We start from the raw sequence: 18,961 nt of genomic DNA on the forward strand, positions 1-18,961 counted from the left end.
CATCTCCTTGTTTCAACATAGGAGACAGAATAAACTCGGAACGATGAAGTCAGTAGCCCCCTAAAACGGTCATCTCTGTTCCATTTATGGAACGATAAAAGCGCTATGCACGATTTAAATGACTTGTACTTTTATGTTCAGATTGTGGATCACGGCGGCTTTGCCCCGGCCGGTCGCGCACTGGGCTTGCCCAAATCCACCCTGAGCCGCCGACTGGCCGCTTTGGAAGAGCGCCTGGGGGTTCGGCTGATACAACGTTCTACCCGGCGCTTTACGGTGACCGAAATCGGCCAGACCTATTACGAACACTGCAAGGCCATGCTGGTAGAGGCTGAAGCGGCACAAGCCGCCATTGAAATGACGCATGCCGAGCCACGTGGCGTGGTACGTCTCAGTTGCCCCATCACCTTGCTGAACGCGCATGTCAGCACGATGTTGGCTGATTTCATGGTCCGCTATCCGCATGTGACGGTTCAGCTGGAGGCCACCAACCGGAAGGTGGATCTCATCGGAGAAGCACTGGATATCGCAATCCGCGTCCGCCCCCCGCCCCTGCAGGACAGTGATCTGGTGATGCGTGTTTTATCCGATCGTAGCCAATGTCTGACAGCCAGCCCGGCGCTGATTGCCCGTTACGGAATGCCCGGTTCGCCGGCGGATCTGGCCGACTATCCCAGCCTGGGCCTGGGTGTGCCTCAGCAAACCCATACCTGGACCTTGTTCGGACCCAATGGAGCGCAAGCCGTACTGCACCACACACCCCGTCTGATCACGACGGACATGACCGCTCTGCGCGCCGCGGCCCTGGCTGGAGTGGGAATCGTCCAACTGCCTACACTGGTGGTTTGCGATCAATTGGCACAAGGCGCTTTAGTCAAACTGATCCCGGACTGGGCGCCGCGCCGCGAGATCATTCATGCGGTGTTTTCCTCGCGCCGTGGTCAAATGCCCGCCGTACGGGCCCTGCTGGACTATCTGGTCGAACGCTACCAAGCCATGGACGAGGACTAAGCGCCATTCTGAGCCTGGCAGGCTTAGAAACCCGGTCATTGAGTGCGCGATCGGTTTCAGAAAACAAAAACGCCCTGCATATGCAGGGCGTTTTCTCTGAACGGGCCATCAAGCCGGGGATCAGATGCCGCGATTAAAATCGTGAACCTGCTTTTCAGCCTCTTCACGTGCAATACCGTAGCGCTCCTGAATCTTACCGACCAGATACTCGGTATTGCCCTCGGCAACATCCATATCGTCATTGGTCAGCTTGCCCCATTTCGCCTGGATTTTACCAGTCAGCTGCTTCCATTTGCCTTTAATCGTATCTTCATTCATAGTCGTTCTCCTATTTACAAAGGAATTTCATTACAGAGATTGATCATGGAATAATTATTCCGGCTTCACTTTCAATCCCGACGAGTCGACTTTCACAACACCTTTCACGCTTTCGGTGGCTGCCACCGCTTTTTTAAGCTCGATTTCGCTAGGCACGGTACCGGTCAATGTTGCAACGCCGTTATTGGTCTCAACAGAGATATCCGTGCTCTTCAAATCCTTGGTACTGGCCAGATCAGCCTTGATCTTGGTGGTAATCCAGGTATCGCTGACGGCTTCGCCCGCTGTTGCGGAATGATCCTGATTAACGGCAGGCTCATTAGCCAGTGCGCCGCCTTGCAGGCCAAAACTCAACGCCGAGGCCATTAGAAAACTGGATAGGATGGCGGATTTTTTCATAGATTTTCTCCAATATCAGAAAGAGTATTTTTAGAATTAAAAATTCCCTTATCCCTGCTATTAAAAGGAGTCCAAATCAATCAACAAAAATTTCGTTGTTTGCAATGGATGGTTCCACCGTAACATTCCCGTCCAGGGCGACAACTACGAAATGCTACAAGCAATTTCCTTATAATAATTTCCCTTCAAATTGCTCAAGGCAGCTTCTTCGACCTGAATAAGCAGATGTCCCTGACCCTGTTTTTCTGACCCTGTACCAGTTGGCCCCAAACCGCCCTACCCGGCATCGAGACTGGTTTTCACGTAGGGGACAACGTTGACCAGAAGGCTGTTCGCACGAGCAATAATTTACCCAAGGGCCGGGACGACCACAGACCCTGTCCTGCCCATGGAGAGGCAAGACCGGGCGGATACATAAGGTAAGAAATTTAGCAGTGCCACTAACAAACGCGACACCGTGAGCCGGTCAATTACCGTAAATGATGTACTTGCTGCAGCCCATAGACCTGCACCGGCAAACCCGCTTGACGCGCTTTCAACTGCAAGGCCAGATATTGTGAGTAATGCCGCGACTGGTGCAGGTTGCCACCGTGAAACCACAGATTTGGCTGCTGGGTGGGCTTCCACATATTGCGCTGCTCGCCCTCCCATGGCCCCGGATCTTTCGTGGTTTCCGAACCCAGGCCCCAGCATTTACCCACCCGGTCCGCCATTTCCTGGCCGGCCAGATCCGCTACCCAGCCGTTCATGGAACCGTAGCCCGTGGCGTACACCACCAGATCCGCAGGCAATTGCGTGCCGTCTGTCAGTACCACAGCGTTCTCGGTCAGATGGCTGATGTCGGTCCGGGATTTCAGCTTGATGCTGCCGTCGATGATCAGCTCGCAAGCGCCTACGTCGATGTAGTAGCCCGAAGCACGTCGCAGGTATTTCATGAACAAGCCCGAACCATCGTCACCCCAATCCAGCATGAAGCCTGCCGCCTCCAGCTTCTGGTAGAACTCTGCATCACGCTCGCGGATCTTGTCGTACACAGGAATCTGGAAGTCAGCCATGATGCGATAGGGCAGGGACGCAAAGAGCAAGTCTGCCTTGCGCGTGGTGACTCCCGAAGCCAGCGCCCGTTCAGAATACAGATCTCCCAAGCCGATCTCCATCAAGGAGTCGGATCGCACAATATGGGTGGACGAACGTTGCACCATGGTGACGTCCGCCCCCGCCTCCCACAACGCCGCGCAAATATCGTGCGCCGAGTTATTGGCCCCGATCACGACTACTTTCTTGCCCGCATACGCTTGCGGCCCAGGGTGCTGCGAGGAGTGCTGCTGCTCACCCTTGAACACCTCCTGTCCCTTGATACTGGGCACATTCGCCTTGCCGGACATGCCCGTGGCAAAGACCAGTTGCTGTGGCCGTAGCGTCATGGGCTTGCCATCACGCTCGATCTCCACTTCCCAGGTCTGGCTGGGCTCGTCGTAGCGCACCTTCTTGCACACGGTGCTGCTCCAGTAATTCAGCTCCATCACCTTGACGTACATTTCCAGCCAGTCGCCAATCTTGTCCTTGGGCGCAAAGACAGGCCAGTTGTCGGGGAAAGGCATATAAGGCAGGTGGTCGTACCAGACGGGGTCATGCAGGCACAGAGACTTGTAACGCTTGCGCCAGCTATCGCCGGGTCGAGCATGTTGATCAATGATGAGCGTGGGCACATTCAACTGCCGCAAACGTGCGCCCAGGGCAATGCCGCCCTGTCCGCCCCCAATGATCAATACATAGGGCTGTTCAGACGTACCTAATGTTGCCTGCTCCTGTTGACGACGCTCCTGCCAGGTCTGACGGCCGCGCCGGATGCCGTGCTCGGCCCCCATGGGACGACGCACGCCTAACGGCTCCTCATAGCCTTTCAATTCAGACATGGTGGTCAGAAAGGTCCAGATCTTGCCGTCCTTGACGCGAATATGGCCATAGCCACGCGCCACATCGGTTTCCACATGGAACCAGCCCTCCACCAGACCTTGGCCATCGTCACTGACCGGCTCGGCACTGTCGCGCTCGAACCTGGCTGACACGGCACCTTGTTGCTGCTGCGTCAGCATGTCGCGGATCTGATCGCGCCCCTCCATGGTTCGGATATTCCAGGTGAACATGACCAGATCACGCCAAAAGCATTCTTCGGCAAACAGGGCTGCCGCATCGTCCGGTGCATTGCTGGCAAGCGCATGGGTCAACTGGTCAAGAACCGTGTCCAACTGTTGCGCAGACGGCTGCAGTTGCTGCTGTGTTTGCATGATTTGTCTCCATATCGTTTTAATGGTGCGCCGGGCTTTTGCTGCCCAGCTATGGAGTACATAGCAAACACCGTGCCAAACCGGGAACGGCTTGTTTTAAAGGGGTATCGCTTGTTTTAAAGCGGTGAAACTGTGCCAGTGGTGACACAGGTGGTGCATCAGGTGTCGCAGCCTGTGTCAGGGGCCGAGTCTTGCTGAGTCAGACCTGCTCGTTTGATATAACGATGCAAGGTGGACCGGCTAATTCCAAGCTGCCGCGCTGCCGCACTGACATTACCGTCGCAGGCCTGCAAAACCTGCCGCCAGGAGGGTTCCCCGGCGCAGATAACTGACGTCGGGCTACTTGTAGATGTGGCCAGACGCCGCTCGCGCAACGCCTCTGGTAAATCCTGTACCTCAATGCAGGAACCTTCCGCCAAGGCCAGTGCCAGCACCAGCGCATTGTCCAGTTCGCGCAAATTACCTGGCCACTCATACGCTTGCAACGCTTGCCAGGCCTCGGGAGACAAGCCGGGTACATCGCCCTTGTTACGCCGATGCAATATCTGCTGCACCAGCCACTCCAGATCACTGCGCTGACGCAAGGCAGGCAGGGTCAACACCGCCGCATTCAAGCGATACAGCAAATCCGCACGGAAGCGGCCTTGCTCTACCAGGGCGCTTAAATCATGGTGGCTGGCTGAAATCACGCGCAGGTCCACGCGCTTGCTTGTGCGTGCGCCCAAGGGCATGACCTCGGACTCGGCCAGCACTCGCAGCAAACGACTTTGCAAAGCCAGCGGCATGTCGCCAATCTCGTCCAGGAATAGAGTGCCGCCATCAGCCGCCTCGATCAAACCCGTGCGACCTCGTGCAGCACCGCCGGTATACGTGCCAGCTAAATAGCCGAACAATTCGCTTTCAATCAGACTCTCGGGCAAGGCCGCACAATTGACGGCCACAAAACTCCCGCGACGACCACTAGCCGTGTGAATCGCACGGGCCAGATATTCTTTGCCCGAACCCGTCTCGCCCTGCAACAGTACCGGCATTTCCCGCGTTGCCAAACGGGCGGCTTTCAGCAGCATGGACTGCATGGCCGCATCCGTGCCTGCCAAGCCTCGCAATCCCTGTGGCAAGGCCGCATCCACGGCTGCCCCATCCATCCCCACAGACCGATTGTTCAATACACGTCTGGGCTCAATGGCATGGGCAAACAGCACACTCCCATCCCGGGCCATGACGACTCGCTCCTGCGTGGGGCGATAGCGCATCAAGGTCGGTAACTGATCCACTTCCAGATGCAGAAAGCGCATCAAACTCTGCCCCAGCAAATCCGCAGGATTACGCCAGTCCACCCCCGCTGCCCGCGCCAGAATTCGGGCACCCGTATGCGTCATGCCCTTGATACGGCCAGAGCCATCAATCGCAATAGCCGCTTCCGGATCAATATCCAGAAACTCCGGCGACTGCGACAAACATAGAATCCATTCCTGACGGTGACAGGCCATCAAATTGGCCAGTTCAATACGACGGGTCGCCGCATTGGCAAGGTGCAGGGCCAAGCCTTGGCTGGCCTTGGCCTCCGGCGACTGCAACAAGGACAAATCCAGTACTGCGGCCAGCTTGCCGTCATAGTGATAGATAGGCGCCGCCGTGCAGGATAAAGGCGCATGCATATGATCGAAATGATCATTTTGATGAATGGTCAGGGCCTCGCCCGTGTGCAGGCAAGTGCCCACCGCGCACGTTCCCGCACGCTCTTCAGACCATTCCGAGCCCATATACAGGCCGGCCTGCCGCAAGGCATCGCGCTGGCCTTCCGAACCCAGAAAATCCACCGTAACGCCCTTGTTATCGGACAACAGCAGTACGTAATTGAGCCCGGACACCTGTTGATAAAGACGCTCCAGCCCGGAGCGCGCAATATTGATCAGGGCTTCGGACTGTTGACGGTGCTCACGCAGCTGGGAATCGGGCACGATATAGGCCTCGCAAGCCTGTGCCGGGTCCAGCCTGTGATGCTCAATACACCGCCGCCAGCTATGGACCACAGCCTGATCGCGCCGGGACAGGCTGCCCTGCCAAACAGCCGTGATCTCTTGGACGTGTGCCACATGTGAAGACTGCATAGTTGCGCTCATCCCGAAAACAGACCACCCCCGGGCGGGCGCGGCCTCTCTTCCAGTGTGCCGCCATGCTTAGCTGCCGTACATGGAGGTTTTCCTTGAGATGCGGTGCAACAAATGAAGTGATTGCCTTCCTTTCTTTCCCGATCAAGCCATCAGTGGCATGGGCTCGTAACCAGGCTCCATGCCTACACCATATAAATAGCCAGCACCGAGGGCCGGAAAAATAAGCAACTCGTGCCCTACCACTCCATCAACAAAGCCCCCAAGCTAGTTACGCCTACATCGGTAGTCATACTCACTGAACAAGCATTTTTGACAGCAAAATTAAAAACAGCGCTTTGAACGGATCGGCATATCTGATGATAAGCACCCTAAGCTGGCATAACAGGCGATGACAGCCTAGGGCGGTACCCGTTTATCGCAGTCGAACTCTCTAGGTGACGCTTACCAGCGAACCCTTACACCGACAGTGCCGCTGTATCCATAACTGTCGCCAAAATTTTTGACGCTGCTTTTAAGCGCCAATTCTCCATAAAGCGAGTATTTGTCGTTATCCCAGTTATACGTGCCGCCGACACCCAATCCTGCCCACAAGCGCTCCGGCTTTTGAGTAAAGGTGACGCCACCCACGTTCACTTTGGAACCATTCAGAAATTCATTCTGCAAAAATAAGGTCGTATACACCGAGCTACGACTTATTTTCCCATTCTTCCCAGTCCAAGCGTTTTGATATTGCACATTCGCTGCGAGACGCAGCGCAAGACTATCTGCCTTATCTCTAGAGACCTCGGCGCCAAAAGCGTCCTGGAAACTATTGAAACGGGCATTGGTATAGCTCAGTTGGGCGTTAGGCGTCACAGACCAATTTTCATTAAATGCAAACCGCTTGCCAATCTCGGACGACACGGCGTAACCCCAGCCTCGATTACCATCCACCAAGCTGCGGCCCGCTGTTTTGGAATGCAGGTCACTGTCATACCAGCTAACTTGTGCCTGGTTATCCACATACACATTGTTGTCGCCATACCAGGTCAGCGTCGCCCCCACACCGTAACCCGAAGATTTGATGTTTCCCTTGCCATGATCGGAGTCGACATGCGCCTTGCCATGAACATACCGGGCGTTCAAGCCTCCGACCAGACGCCCCGACTGAGTGTCTTTCAAGGCTCGGTCTACCCCCAGTTGCAAGGTAAAGCTGTCGTAATCGTAATCAGCCGCAGAGCTGGACGTTCTTGGTTTGATCTTGCTATGTTGCCCGGCCATGCGTCCCCAGACACCACCGCCCTCCACCAGTGGACCCACGCCTCCGAACGACAACGTGCCTTCTGGCATCGTGGTGCCTGCTACCGGGCGGTTAGCAGACTGACTCCAGTAGCGGTTGCTGACGCGCTGCTGCCAAGTTGGCAATTCGCTTAAACCCAAAAGCAACTGCGGATAGGCTTCATAGACTGGCACACCTGCCTGATACAACGGGGAAGCGGGTTTTGGCGGTGTTACGGGAGGCGTCTGAGGCGATGACGGGGCCGGGTCGGGAGCCGGCTCTGGATTAAGCTCGGATCGCAGGTACCAACTAGTGCTATCTGTACCGCTTTGATTGCCCTGGTGCAATTGATAGGCATAAGCGCCCGCGACGATGGTATCTTTTTCGTCTTTTGTATAGTGGCCTACGAGCTTGAACTTACCTTGCCCGCCCCCTTGAACATTGACGACCTGAATCCCTTCTTGAGTCGGCGCTCCCAAGCCATTCTGATTATTAACCACAAGATCAGACTGACCCAATGAACTTCCCTTGACAACAATCTTATCGGTTTTGGATGAATCGTCTCCGAGTACGGTATTAATATTGACCACACCTCCGTTACCAATGTAATCACCTGATACCGTCAAGATCGTTCCAGCATTGGAACCCAAAGAAATAGCGCCCGCATTATCCAATCGCTTTATCGTCTGACCATAACCATTCAGGCTCAGAGCACTACCCGTCCCCACAATAAAATCAGAATTTTTGCTAAATGCACCCGCTGCGCCTGCTGACAATATACCAGCGGCGACTCTCGTCTCTCCAGAATAATCATTTATCGCCGTTAATTGAGTTTTCCCGGCATTTAAATGATTTAAATTAATAGACCCTGTCAAACTTGGTGAGAAATCAATATTTTCAACATGATTAAAATTAACCTGCGCTTTACCGAGACCACCTTCTACTTTTGTCGCCTCCAAGATACCAGCAGATTCGCCCATCCCAATATTCAAGGTTCCCAAACCTGATTCTCTGGTGGCAAGATTAACAACAGGAGTTACCAATTTACCACCACGAGCAATATTTAACGTTCCTGTACCATATGTTCCAACCGTCGTACCGTTCTCTGCTGTTGCAATCGAATTTATGCCGTCGACCTGCATGAGTCCAACAGCACCTTTATTGGAGTCTATATTGCTAGACGTTCCGGGGATACCACCAATAAAAATCTGATCAGTCGCGTGAACTTTCGCTCCGTTAGAGACATTCAGCTTTCCATTTCCTATCCAGCCCACGTAAACGTTGGGAAATTCCAATGAAGACTGGTGACCAGAAGCTGCGTCGCTCCCACTCACATCCACAACACCTTTTCCTTGTCTATAAATACCTATATACACAGGCCCCGAGCCTGAAGCGCCTCCTCCATTGCTAATGTTAACTTCTCCACTTCCATTACCACCAATCCAAAGTAACTCAGCATTTATCTCCGATTTGAATCCTGTTTCCGCATGAACACCATCAACATATGCTACCCCGGTCGATCCAGGCGCATCACCAAGAATTACGGCATTTGGTATTTTTAACAAACCGCCATTAGAAATACTCAGCCTTCCTGTTCCACTTTCACCAAACTTTATATTGTTATTTTCGGTCGTAAGCGTAGACCGAAAACCGGTCGGAGTGTGGACCCCGTCGATCAACACTGAGCCTTCGGAGCCTTCATAGGCACCCGTAAAGAGTGTATACATTCCAGAAACAAACCCACCATTCAAAATCCTAAGCTCGGCTTTTCCAAGATTGCCAATCAAAATGCGATTTTTTGTATAGATGGTAGAACGTTCTCCATTAGCCCCCACGCCATCCACTACGACCAAACCGTCAGCATTTTTACCGTATCCGATATACATATGATCGGGGTTCAGCTGTTCGTATTTAGCACCATCACTAACATTAAAAACTCCCTTCCCATGCTTTCCCACTACCAAGGCGGAAGCTCCATTCCATAGTGTGCCAGGACCAGAAAGATCAATTTTTCCCTCTGTATTTTCCTCTAACCCCAAATAAATATAAGCGCTTTCCACATAAGCACCATCTTTCACGGACACCATTCCGCTTGCCGCTGGTCCGTTTTCTGTTTTTGTATAATTAGTTCCAACAATCAGACCGGTGTTATATGCCGTTGAAAGATTCCAAGGTGAACTAGGATTTGGAGCAAGGGGGGATATAGGCGTTATAACTTCGCTTGCACAATCTGCAGGAGCATCATAAATGATACAACCATCCGCATAAGTTGCATTTTGCCCAGATACGGTAATACTTTGAGCCCAAGTCATTGAAGTACTTAAAGCGATGATTGAACTAAAAGAAGCAAGTTGAAACACAGGCACTGGATTTGACTTAATCATCTAGCATCTCCTTTGCAGATTCATTTCCAACACAAACAAAAAGTCAGAATAAAACCAGCCTTTCCTACAACATCAACTCTTAAAACATTAAATTCTTAAAATTTTTCTATCAATTAAAATGATCGTTATTTTTTATTATTCTTGATAGCCAATAAAATTAATATTATTAATAATTTTTATATTTATAATAAATTAACTTAGAAAATTTAAACCTAAATTATTAGTTTGCTATTTTTATTTGATAAACATGAGAACTCAACTGTGAAAAATTACTGTGCCCACCCATCTCAAGGGAGAACTGATCCAGGCTGAATAATCTCCATATTCAGCTTAAAAGAATGGGTAATGGACTGTACTTTTGAGGTTTTGGCTACTCACATACCAATAGACCGTTTTCTCAATGATTATTTATTTTCTTAGACACACAAACTAACGACCAAAGTCTCGACAGCGTCATTGAACGCCCCCAGTTTCTACAGCGCCTCTTTTTTATGAGAGAAAACGTGCTCTGCGCAAAGCTTACAAAAGCCTTAGCATGCATAGGCAAAACATAGCTGAACTTGCCTAGGTAAACAAGCTCCTGGATTGATTTGGTGCATTATTGTCACAATCCAGGGCTTTTCACACTCTATAAAGAATCTATCGCCTGTCGAAATTCTCCGTCAGGACAGGCCTGGAACCGCTATTCGACGGTCACACTCTTGGCTAGATTCCGTGGCTTATCCACGTCCGTGCCGCGCGAGCAAGCCGTGTGATAGGCCAGCAATTGCAGGGTCACGGTGTGCAGGATAGGGGACAGTTTGCCGTAGTGCTCTGGCATACGGATTACATGCACACGTTCACTGCTGCCGATACGGGTATCGGCGTCGGCAAACACATACAGCTCACCCCCACGAGCATGGACTTCTTCAATATTGGATTTCAGCTTTTCCAGCAACTCATCGCGTGGAGCGATAGTGACCACGGGCATGGCTTCGGTGACCAGGGCCAGCGGGCCATGTTTCAGTTCACCGGCCGGATAGCCTTCAGCGTGGATGTAGCTGATTTCTTTCAGCTTCAGCGCACCTTCCATGGCGATGGGGTAATGCATGCCACGGCCCAGGAACAAGGCGTTTTCCTTGCTGGCAAAACGGTCCGCCCAGGCCATGATTTGCGGCTCCAGAGCCAGCACGGCCGCGATAGCGGTAGGCAAGTGACGCAAGGCTTTCAGGTAGTCGCCTTCCTGCTCCTGATTCAGGTGGCCCTTGACCTGCGCCAGTGCGATGGTCAACAGAAACAAGGCCGTCAGCTGAGTCGTGAAGGCTTTGGTGGAAGCCACGCCAATTTCAACGCCAGCACGAGTGATATAGGACAGCTTGCACTCGCGCACCATGGCACTGGTGGCGACGTTGCAGATGGTCAAGGTCTGCTCCATGCCCAGACTGCGGGCATGCTTCAAGGCAGCCAGCGTGTCAGCCGTTTCGCCGGACTGGGAAATAGTCACGACCAGCGTGCGGGGATTAGGAACGCTGTCGCGGTAGCGGTATTCGCTGGCAATTTCCACGTTGACGGGGATTTTGGCCAGCGATTCGATCCAGTAACGAGCAGTCAGACCAGCATAGTAGCTGGTGCCACAAGCCAGAATCAGCACATTGTCAATGTCCTGGAACACCTTGTAGGCCTGATCGCCAAACAGCTCGGGGGTGACGCTTTCGATATCTTGCAAGGTGTCACCCACCGCGCGGGGCTGCTCAAAGATCTCCTTTTGCATAAAGTGACGATAGGGGCCCAATTCAGCCGCAGCGGTGTGCAAATGAACGGTGTGGACGGGACGGTCTACAGAGCGCCCCTCCTTGTCCATGATCCATACTTTACTGATTTGCAGATCAATCACGTCACCGTCTTCCAGATAAATGATCTGATCGGTCGTTCCGGCCAGTGCCAGCGCATCCGAGGCCAGAAAGTTCTCGTTATGACCCACACCCACCACCAGGGGCGAGCCGTGGCGCGCGCCCACCACACGGTGCGGTTCATCCTGACAGAACACCGCAATCGCATAAGCGCCGGTCAAACGGCGAATAACCTGCTGCACAGCCTCGAACAGATCACCGTTGTACAGGTGGTCAATCAGGTGAGCGATCACTTCGGTGTCGGTCTGGCTCTCGAACACATAGCCTATGGCTTGCAGCTCGGCGCGCAGCTCGTCGTGGTTTTCAATGATGCCGTTATGCACCAGCGCAATGCGGGCCTTACCTTTGCCCGAAAAATGCGGGTGTGCATTATGAGTAGCCGGCGCGCCATGGGTTGCCCAACGGGTATGAGCAATACCGGTAAAGCCTTGCAGATGGTCTGCCTTAACCTGTTCTTGCAGCTCGGCCACGCGCTGAGTACTGCGCGCCCGCAACAACTGGCCCTGCGCATGAACAGCAACGCCACAAGAATCGTAGCCCCGGTACTCCAGACGTTTCAAACCTTCCAGCAGCACGGGAACAATATCGCGTTGCGCCACAGCGCCAACAATTCCACACATAGCCAACTCCTGTTCATGGCCCCTTTCGGTCGGCCGACTAATTAATGCAATTTGTTTATTCTGATCTGAAACACAAAAAATTTTATGTCTATTTTTCTTTTGAAATGAATTAAAATTTCAATTAATAATAAAAATAAAATAAATAAATAAAAATTCTTATTTTATGGAATTTTATTTCAATACGATTAGATAAACATTGTCATGATTGAACTAGACGAGCTGGATTTACGCATTCTGGAGCAGCTGCAAAATGATGCTTCCATCAGCAATCAGGAACTGGCTTTGCTCGTGCATGCCTCTCCCCCAACCTGTTTGCGGCGAGTGCGTCGTTTAAGTGAACAAGGGGTGATTCGCAGGCAGGTCGCCTTGCTGGACCCGGAGCAACTGGGCTCCAGTTTGACGGCGATTGTGGAGATTACGCTGGACCGTCAGGGTGAAGAATATTTGCAGCAGTTCGAGCGCCTGATGGCCCCCGAAGCGGCGGTGACGCAGTGCTATCGCGTCTCAACCGGGGTGGATTTCATTGTGATTTTGCAAGTCAGCGATATGACGGCCTATCACAAGCTGGCTCATGCCCTGTTCACCAGCCAGGCGAACATACGTAATATCCGCAGTTTTTTTTCCATTCATCAGGCCAAATTCGAAACACGTGTACCGTTGCCTGCACCCAAAATCTGAGCCAGACCAAGTTTTAGAGCCGAAACGCCACCAGCCGTGAATAAGATACGAACGGCGGGCGATGGCGATGGCGATGGCGATGGCGATGGCAGGTATTAAAACACGCGTCAGGACCCGCACAAGCGCAGCGTGTGGAACGCGCAAAAACCGCGTGAATCAGCCGCGCTCAGGTTTGCACACGTTGCAGTACCAGTTGTTGATACAAACGCAAATAACGCTGCACCATAACGGCAGGGTCATGCTCCTGCTGCGCCCAGCGTTGCGCCAGCGCGGCTTGTTGACGCGCTGCTGCCGGATTGCTCAAGGTGTCATCCAAAGCCTGAGCAATAGCCTGTGCGTCCCCGACCGCACATAACTTCCCACGTCCATTACCCAGCAACTCCGTCAAGCCGCCCGCCATCGTGGCAGTGACCGGCACGCCATACACGAACGCATCCAGCACACTGGACCCGAGCGCTTCATGCCGGGAACTGAGGACAAAGCCATCCATCAGACGGTAAGCCTGTTCGGGGCGGGCTTCAAAACCGCTCAGCTTATAGCAAGACTCCAGACCTAATTGCGCAATCAAATCCTGTGCCACCGCGGACTCGGAGCCGGGCGCACCAAAATGCAGAAACACAAAGTCCTGGCGACGCTGAGACAGGGCGTGAACCGCCCGAATCAGGGTCAAGGGGTCCTTCTCGGCCGACAATGCGGCCATCGTCCCCAGAACACGCAGTCCATTTGGGTTCCAGCGCTGACGCAAGTGGTTCACATAGGCCTCATCCGACGCCACATACTCAATGGCGCTGGGAATCACCTCGACAGACAAACCCAGACGTCGCGGCTCTGCCGCCGCTGCCTGGCTGATGGCAACCAGCCGGTCCGCCTTGCGCCATTTCCAGCGCGTCCGGCGCTCTTTCACGCTCAAGGGACTGTTTGACTGTCGCCCACCACTACGTTGTTCGATACGTTTGCGGTCAACGGGAAAAGCCGTGCGCCGTGTAAAAACAAGCCGCTTGGGCAGCCAGAAATGCAATAAGGCCAGCCAGCTCATGCAGGACGCGGTTTGGGAATGGACGATGTCAAAACCACGTCCATGCACCAGCAGATAGCGCAGCGCGGCACCCACAGAGGCGCATTCCACCACACTCAACCCCTGTTCCTTGGCCCGAGCAGCCAGTGCTTCACCGCGCCGGGCCAAGAGGCTGACCTGATGGCCTGCCTGCTGCATCTGCTGGACGCTCAGCAAGGTTTGCCGTTCGCCACCGCGCCAACCGCGCTCGAAATTAAGCTGCAAAATGCGCATGGCATTGATCCAGGGTCAATCCGTTGGAGCCGGGTATGCCCGACGTACGCCTTGCCTCCCTGCCCGTGTCAGGCAAAGCCAGGGAGGTCAAAGATAGGCTGACACCCATCAGGACTTACGAACGGGGCGCTTCCAGCCGGACACGCTGCGCTGTTCCGAACGCGACAAGGTCAGCTGATCATCCGGCGCATTGCGCACCAGGGTCGTACCCGCGCCAATTGTTGCGCCTCGGCCTACGGTCACCGGAGCCACCAACTGCGTATCCGAACCGATGAAGGCATCGTCACCAATCACGGTACGGAATTTGTTCACGCCGTCGTAATTGCAGGTGATGGTGCCTGCACCAATGTTCACGCGCTGGCCCACATCGGCATCACCGATATAGGCCAGATGATTGGCCTTGGAGCCCTCGCCCAGCTGGGTATTCTTGATTTCCACGAAGTTGCCCACGTGGGTGCGATTGGCCAGAACAGCACCAGGACGCAGGCGGGCGTAAGGGCCGATACGGGCGTCTTCGCCTACCTGGGCTTGCTGCAGATGGCTGAAGGCCTCGATCTGGGTACCGGCGCCGATAGTCACGTCACGCAGCACGCTGTGCGGGCCCACGCGCACGCCATCCTGCAGCACAACCTTGCCTTCAAACACGCAACCCACATCAATGAACACATCACGACCGCATTCCAGGGTGCCGCGCACATCGAAGCGAGCCGGGTCAGCCAGTGTCACGCCTTTTTCCAGCAAGCGACGAGCCTGCTCGGCTTGCCACAAGCGTTCCAGTTCGGCTTGTTGAATACGGCTGTTCACCCCCAGGGTTTCCCACCCAGCCGCCGGCTGGGCCGCCTGCACCGACACGCCATCGGCCACCGCCAAGGCGATGATGTCGGTCAGGTAATACTCGCCCTGAGCGTTATCATTCGTAATACGGGTCAACCAGTCTTTCAGACGGGCCGTAGGAGCAACCAGAATACCGGTATTCACTTCTTTTACGGCACGTTCAGCTTCATTGGCATCCTTATGTTCCACAATGCGCTGCACGGAACCGTCCGCACCCCGAATGATGCGACCGTAGCCGGTGGAATCGGCCAGTGTTTCAGTCAACACGGCCACGCCTTGGCCACGTGCCTGCAGCAAGCGGCGCAAGGTGTCGGCCTGAACCAGAGGAACGTCGCCGTATAGAACCAGAGTGGCATCATCGTCCTTATCGCCACCGACCAGCTCCGGCACAGCCTGTTGCACCGCATGGCCCGTACCGTGCTGGGGTTGCTGCAGGGCAAAGGCCAGCTCGGCCTGGGCGAAGGTTTGCTGAACGCGCTCGGCGCCATGACCTACCACGACCACAACTTTTTCCGGCTCCAGTTCACGTGCGCTATCGAGCACGTGGGCCAGCATGGATTTGCCGGCGATAGGATGCAGTACTTTGGGCAGGTCAGACTGCATACGCTTGCCCATGCCTGCTGCCAGAATCACGATATTAAGCATAAAAATTTACCTACTAGGTTGGTCGATCAGTTCTTTTTGGTACTGCGTGTAGTGCTGCGCGTGGCGGTTTTTTTAGCCGCCGTTTTGGTGGCCACCTTGGCCGCGCTTTTAGTGGCTGCTTTCGCGGACGGTTTTACGGTCCTGGCCGCGGCCGGAGCACTGGTTTTGGCAGAAGTATGGGCATTGGCAGCCGCCGGTTTAGCGGGCTTTGACGAACCAGCCGCTTTAGCCTTGCTTGCCTGCTGACGATAGTTTTCCACCTGCTGCATCGAGGCAGCGGTAGCCGTGGCCATGGCATCAAACTGCTGTTGCAACATGTTCCACCAGGCTTGGGCAGCGGGATTGCCTGCACCTGCGTCGGCGTCCTGCTGAGCGCCAGGCTGTTTGTCGCCGGGGCTGTTCTGGCTGGCAGCCGCTTCAGACTGGGGCGGCGAGGACGGTGACGGCATGGATGCAGGCTGCGCTGCCGTGTGCGAACCAGTCTCAGGTGGGCAGGCCTGCGCCTTGGCCTCTGCCACACTGCTCGCTACTCCCGCCGCTCCCGCAGCCAGAGGATTAAAAGCCATGAAGGCCTCAAAGGGATTTTTCCCGCCAGCCGCCTGCGTCCCTTGCTGGGCCATGGTCTTGATGGCCGCCAGGGTGGAGCGCTGAATCTCCAGGCCCTGAATGGTGGTGCTCAACATGGACAGGTTTAACTGCAACCAGCTTTCCACGGCACGCAAGTCACGAATGCGGCGGTCCAGATCATCGGGGGACAGACTGGGCATCATGCCAGAGCTCACGTCACCTGCCCCACCGCCTGCCATGTTTTTCCAGGCTTGGGCCATCATGTCCATGCTACGTAGCAAGGGGTTGTTGCTGCCGCCCAGGGCATTGAAATCAGGTATACCAAAAGGATTCGGGTTCATGCTTAGCTCCCATGGGGTTGATGGCTGCCCGGCGTATCCCAGGCTCAGGCCAGCTGTTCCAGATGCTGCTTGATGCTGTCAATCAGCACCACTTGCGCTTCCAGGGTGAACATGTCTGCTTCTATCATTTGCCAGGCTTCATCCAGCGTCAATAAGCGAAATTCACTAACCTCGCCGTCCATATTGCAGGGCCGTACCTCGTCAGCCAGCACGCAGTCACTGACCAGGGCATTTTCCACCTGATAGCCTTCAGGCAGCCGACGGTGCATGCGCAAGGACACACGCAAAGGGCTGCTATGGGCCAGCACCGACTCTGGCAAACCAGCCTCTTCGTAGCTTTCACGAATCAGGGATGACTGCAGCGACTCTCCACTGACCGCCAGTCCGCCCACCAGCGTATCCCACATGTTCGGGTCTGTGGATTTGGTTGGGGAACGGCGCGCGGCCCAGATACGGCCATCCGTGGACCAGCCATTCAAATGCACTGCCTGCGTGAGAAACCCCAAGGGCCGCACCGCACCACGCTCAATACGGGACAGGCATTGCCCTTCACCGACCACATCCAGCAGCTCATCACGCCAGGCCCGGATGCAGCCGCCTTCCTGCAAACGCAAGGCAACCTGATCCAGGACCTGAGCCAGGCTCAGGTCCTGGCTCGGGCAATCGCTCAGACGCAAGACATCCTCTTCAATCGTCACCCCCGGCAGGGGCTCGATGCAATGGGCGGCCTTGGGCGTGATCCAGCCGGCAACACGCCCGTCAACCGTGACTGGGCGGCTGCCCGGCGGGGGCAGTTGTTGCAACTGACTGGTCAGGCTGAGCATGCGCTGTCGCAGGGCCTGAGTAAGCGATCGGTTTTGGAACAAAGTCATAGTCGGCGATTGTAATTCAAGCCTTGACCCATTACGGCTTTTGTAGCGTTTAGTCCAACCTTGTCTTCTAGGGACATACCCTGCCCTTGAAGGCTAAAGCAAGTTCTATATAATTTCCGTGAACAGATAAGCGACTAAAAACTTCGAGCGGGCCAGCACTTAGCTGCTACAAGCCCGCCACTGCAACACCGCAGTTTCTTCCAGCGTTGGATTTTTCGGAGCGTTGACGCAGCCGAACCCCGGTTTGGCATGGCAACACCAAAAGAGGGACAACAATGAAGATGTGGAGAAGTTTATTTGCTCTGACCGCCTGTTCGATGGCAGGTCCTAGCCTGGCTCAGACCACCAATATGGAAGGTGGACCCCGTGTCAATCAGCTCAATTTGCCCAATGGGGTCACCCCCATAGCCCAGGACATCGCCTGGCTGCACTGGATGATGCTGATTATCTGTACCATCATCTTCATTGGCGTGTTCGGCGTGATGTTCTACTCCATCATCCGGCACCGCAAGTCCAAGGGCGCCATTGCGGCACGCTTTCACGAGCATCTGGGTGTCGAGGTTGCCTGGACAGTCATTCCCTTTTTGATTGTGATCGGCATGGCCCTGCCCGCCACCAAAACCGTGGTGGCCATGAAAGACACCAGCAGTGCGGATCTGACCGTCAAGGTCACCGGCTATCAGTGGAAATGGGGCTACGAATATCTGGACGGCCCAGCCAGCGGCGTCAAATACCTGTCCAACCTGTCCACCCCCCGTGCCCAGATCGAAGGACGCGAGCCCATCGGGCCCAACTATTTGATGGAAGTAGACAAGCCCCTGGTCGTTCCTGTGAACAAGAAAGTGCGTGTCATGCTGACCGCAGAAGACGTCATTCACTCGTGGATGGTGCCCGAATTCGGTGTCAAGCAAGACGCCATTCCCGGCTTTTTGCGTGATACCTGGTTCCGTGCAGACAAGGTGGGTATTTACCGTGGCCAATGTGCCGAGCTGTGCGGCAAGGACCACGCCTATATGCCCATCGTCGTGCAAGTGATGGAGCAGGATGATTACAACCGGTGGGCCAAAGAGCAGACCGACCTGCTCACTGCCCAGGCCGATGACCCCAACAAGGACTGGAGCAAAGACGAGCTGATCGAACGTGGTCAACAAGTCTTTGCGCAAAACTGCGTCGCGTGTCACCAGGCCAATGGCAAAGGCGTACCCGGCACCTTCCCGGCGTTGGAGGGCAACACGAAGTTTGTGCTCGCTCCCATGAAAGGTCAGATAGACACCGTGCTCAATGGCCATCCCGGCACGGCCATGGCTGCCTTTCGCGATCAGCTCAATGATGTGCAGATTGCCGCGGTCATCACCTACACACGCAACGCCTGGGGCAACGCAGACAAAGGGCCGGACCCTGTCGTCACGCCCGCCGACGTCAAGGCACAGCGCTGATTTAGCGCCCGTCGCCCAT

General features: G+C 54.6%; 13 protein-coding genes. 3 read left to right on the forward strand and 10 right to left on the reverse strand.

Annotation, left to right across the window (positions count from 1 at the left end):
* Positions 1-105: 105 nt before the first annotated feature.
* Positions 106-1,011: a LysR family transcriptional regulator gene (locus ACOZ42_RS15815; protein WP_003805641.1), complete on the forward strand. Its 906-nt coding sequence runs from the start codon at positions 106-108 to the stop codon at positions 1,009-1,011.
* Between the two features lie 120 nt (positions 1,012-1,131).
* On the opposite strand, the gene ACOZ42_RS15820 is transcribed toward ACOZ42_RS15815, so the two are convergent.
* The 6 genes from ACOZ42_RS15820 to glmS form a co-directional block, all read right to left on the reverse strand.
* A complete protein-coding gene (locus ACOZ42_RS15820) occupies positions 1,132-1,329 on the reverse strand; it encodes a CsbD family protein (protein ID WP_003805639.1) in 198 nt (65 codons plus the stop codon).
* 54 nt (positions 1,330-1,383) lie between these two features.
* On the reverse strand, positions 1,384-1,728 hold the full coding sequence (locus ACOZ42_RS15825) for a BON domain-containing protein (protein ID WP_003805637.1): 345 nt from the start codon (positions 1,726-1,728) through the stop codon (positions 1,384-1,386).
* Positions 1,729-2,198: 470 nt separating this feature from the next.
* Positions 2,199-4,016 (reverse strand): NAD(P)/FAD-dependent oxidoreductase, encoded by a 1,818-nt coding sequence (locus ACOZ42_RS15830; RefSeq protein WP_003805635.1) that lies wholly within the window; start codon positions 4,014-4,016, stop codon positions 2,199-2,201.
* A 158-nt stretch (positions 4,017-4,174) separates the two neighbouring features.
* A complete protein-coding gene (locus ACOZ42_RS15835) occupies positions 4,175-6,127 on the reverse strand; it encodes a sigma-54-dependent Fis family transcriptional regulator (RefSeq protein ID WP_426345356.1) in 1,953 nt (650 codons plus the stop codon).
* Positions 6,128-6,571: 444 nt separating this feature from the next.
* On the reverse strand, positions 6,572-9,772 hold the full coding sequence (locus tag ACOZ42_RS15840) for an autotransporter outer membrane beta-barrel domain-containing protein (RefSeq protein ID WP_426345357.1): 3,201 nt from the start codon (positions 9,770-9,772) through the stop codon (positions 6,572-6,574).
* Between the two features lie 682 nt (positions 9,773-10,454).
* Positions 10,455-12,281: a glutamine--fructose-6-phosphate transaminase (isomerizing) gene (glmS, locus tag ACOZ42_RS15845; RefSeq protein ID WP_426345358.1), complete on the reverse strand. Its 1,827-nt coding sequence runs from the start codon at positions 12,279-12,281 to the stop codon at positions 10,455-10,457.
* 201 nt (positions 12,282-12,482) lie between these two features.
* On the opposite strand from glmS, the gene ACOZ42_RS15850 reads away from it, so the two are divergent.
* Complete coding sequence (locus ACOZ42_RS15850; RefSeq protein ID WP_003805628.1) at positions 12,483-12,959, forward strand: Lrp/AsnC family transcriptional regulator; 477 nt, start codon at positions 12,483-12,485, stop codon at positions 12,957-12,959.
* Positions 12,960-13,125: 166 nt separating this feature from the next.
* On the opposite strand, the gene ACOZ42_RS15855 is transcribed toward ACOZ42_RS15850, so the two are convergent.
* The 4 genes from ACOZ42_RS15855 to ACOZ42_RS15870 all read right to left on the reverse strand — a co-directional run bounded on the left by ACOZ42_RS15855 (position 13,126) and on the right by ACOZ42_RS15870 (position 17,506).
* Positions 13,126-14,247, reverse strand: a complete 1,122-nt coding sequence (locus tag ACOZ42_RS15855) for a glycosyltransferase family 4 protein (RefSeq protein ID WP_426345359.1) — start codon at positions 14,245-14,247, stop codon at positions 13,126-13,128.
* A 108-nt stretch (positions 14,248-14,355) separates the two neighbouring features.
* Positions 14,356-15,726 carry a bifunctional UDP-N-acetylglucosamine diphosphorylase/glucosamine-1-phosphate N-acetyltransferase GlmU gene (gene glmU, locus ACOZ42_RS15860; protein WP_003805147.1) on the reverse strand — a complete coding sequence of 457 codons (1,371 nt, stop codon included), beginning with the start codon at positions 15,724-15,726 and terminating at the stop codon, positions 14,356-14,358.
* Between the two features lie 26 nt (positions 15,727-15,752).
* The gene (locus ACOZ42_RS15865) at positions 15,753-16,634 is read right to left on the reverse strand and encodes a PhaM family polyhydroxyalkanoate granule multifunctional regulatory protein (RefSeq protein WP_301606097.1); all 882 of its coding nucleotides are present in this window, start codon (positions 16,632-16,634) and stop codon (positions 15,753-15,755) included.
* A 44-nt stretch (positions 16,635-16,678) separates the two neighbouring features.
* On the reverse strand, positions 16,679-17,506 hold the full coding sequence (locus ACOZ42_RS15870; protein ID WP_336579983.1) for an NUDIX hydrolase: 828 nt from the start codon (positions 17,504-17,506) through the stop codon (positions 16,679-16,681).
* Between the two features lie 275 nt (positions 17,507-17,781).
* Between ACOZ42_RS15870 and coxB the strand changes: the two genes are divergently transcribed.
* On the forward strand, positions 17,782-18,942 hold the full coding sequence (gene coxB / locus ACOZ42_RS15875) for a cytochrome c oxidase subunit II (RefSeq protein ID WP_301606100.1): 1,161 nt from the start codon (positions 17,782-17,784) through the stop codon (positions 18,940-18,942).
* Positions 18,943-18,961: the final 19 nt, after the last annotated feature.

Source organism: Alcaligenes sp. HNGD-HTN06 (genome assembly GCF_049932565.1).
Classification (GTDB): Bacteria; Pseudomonadota; Gammaproteobacteria; order Burkholderiales; family Burkholderiaceae_B; genus Alcaligenes; species Alcaligenes ammonioxydans.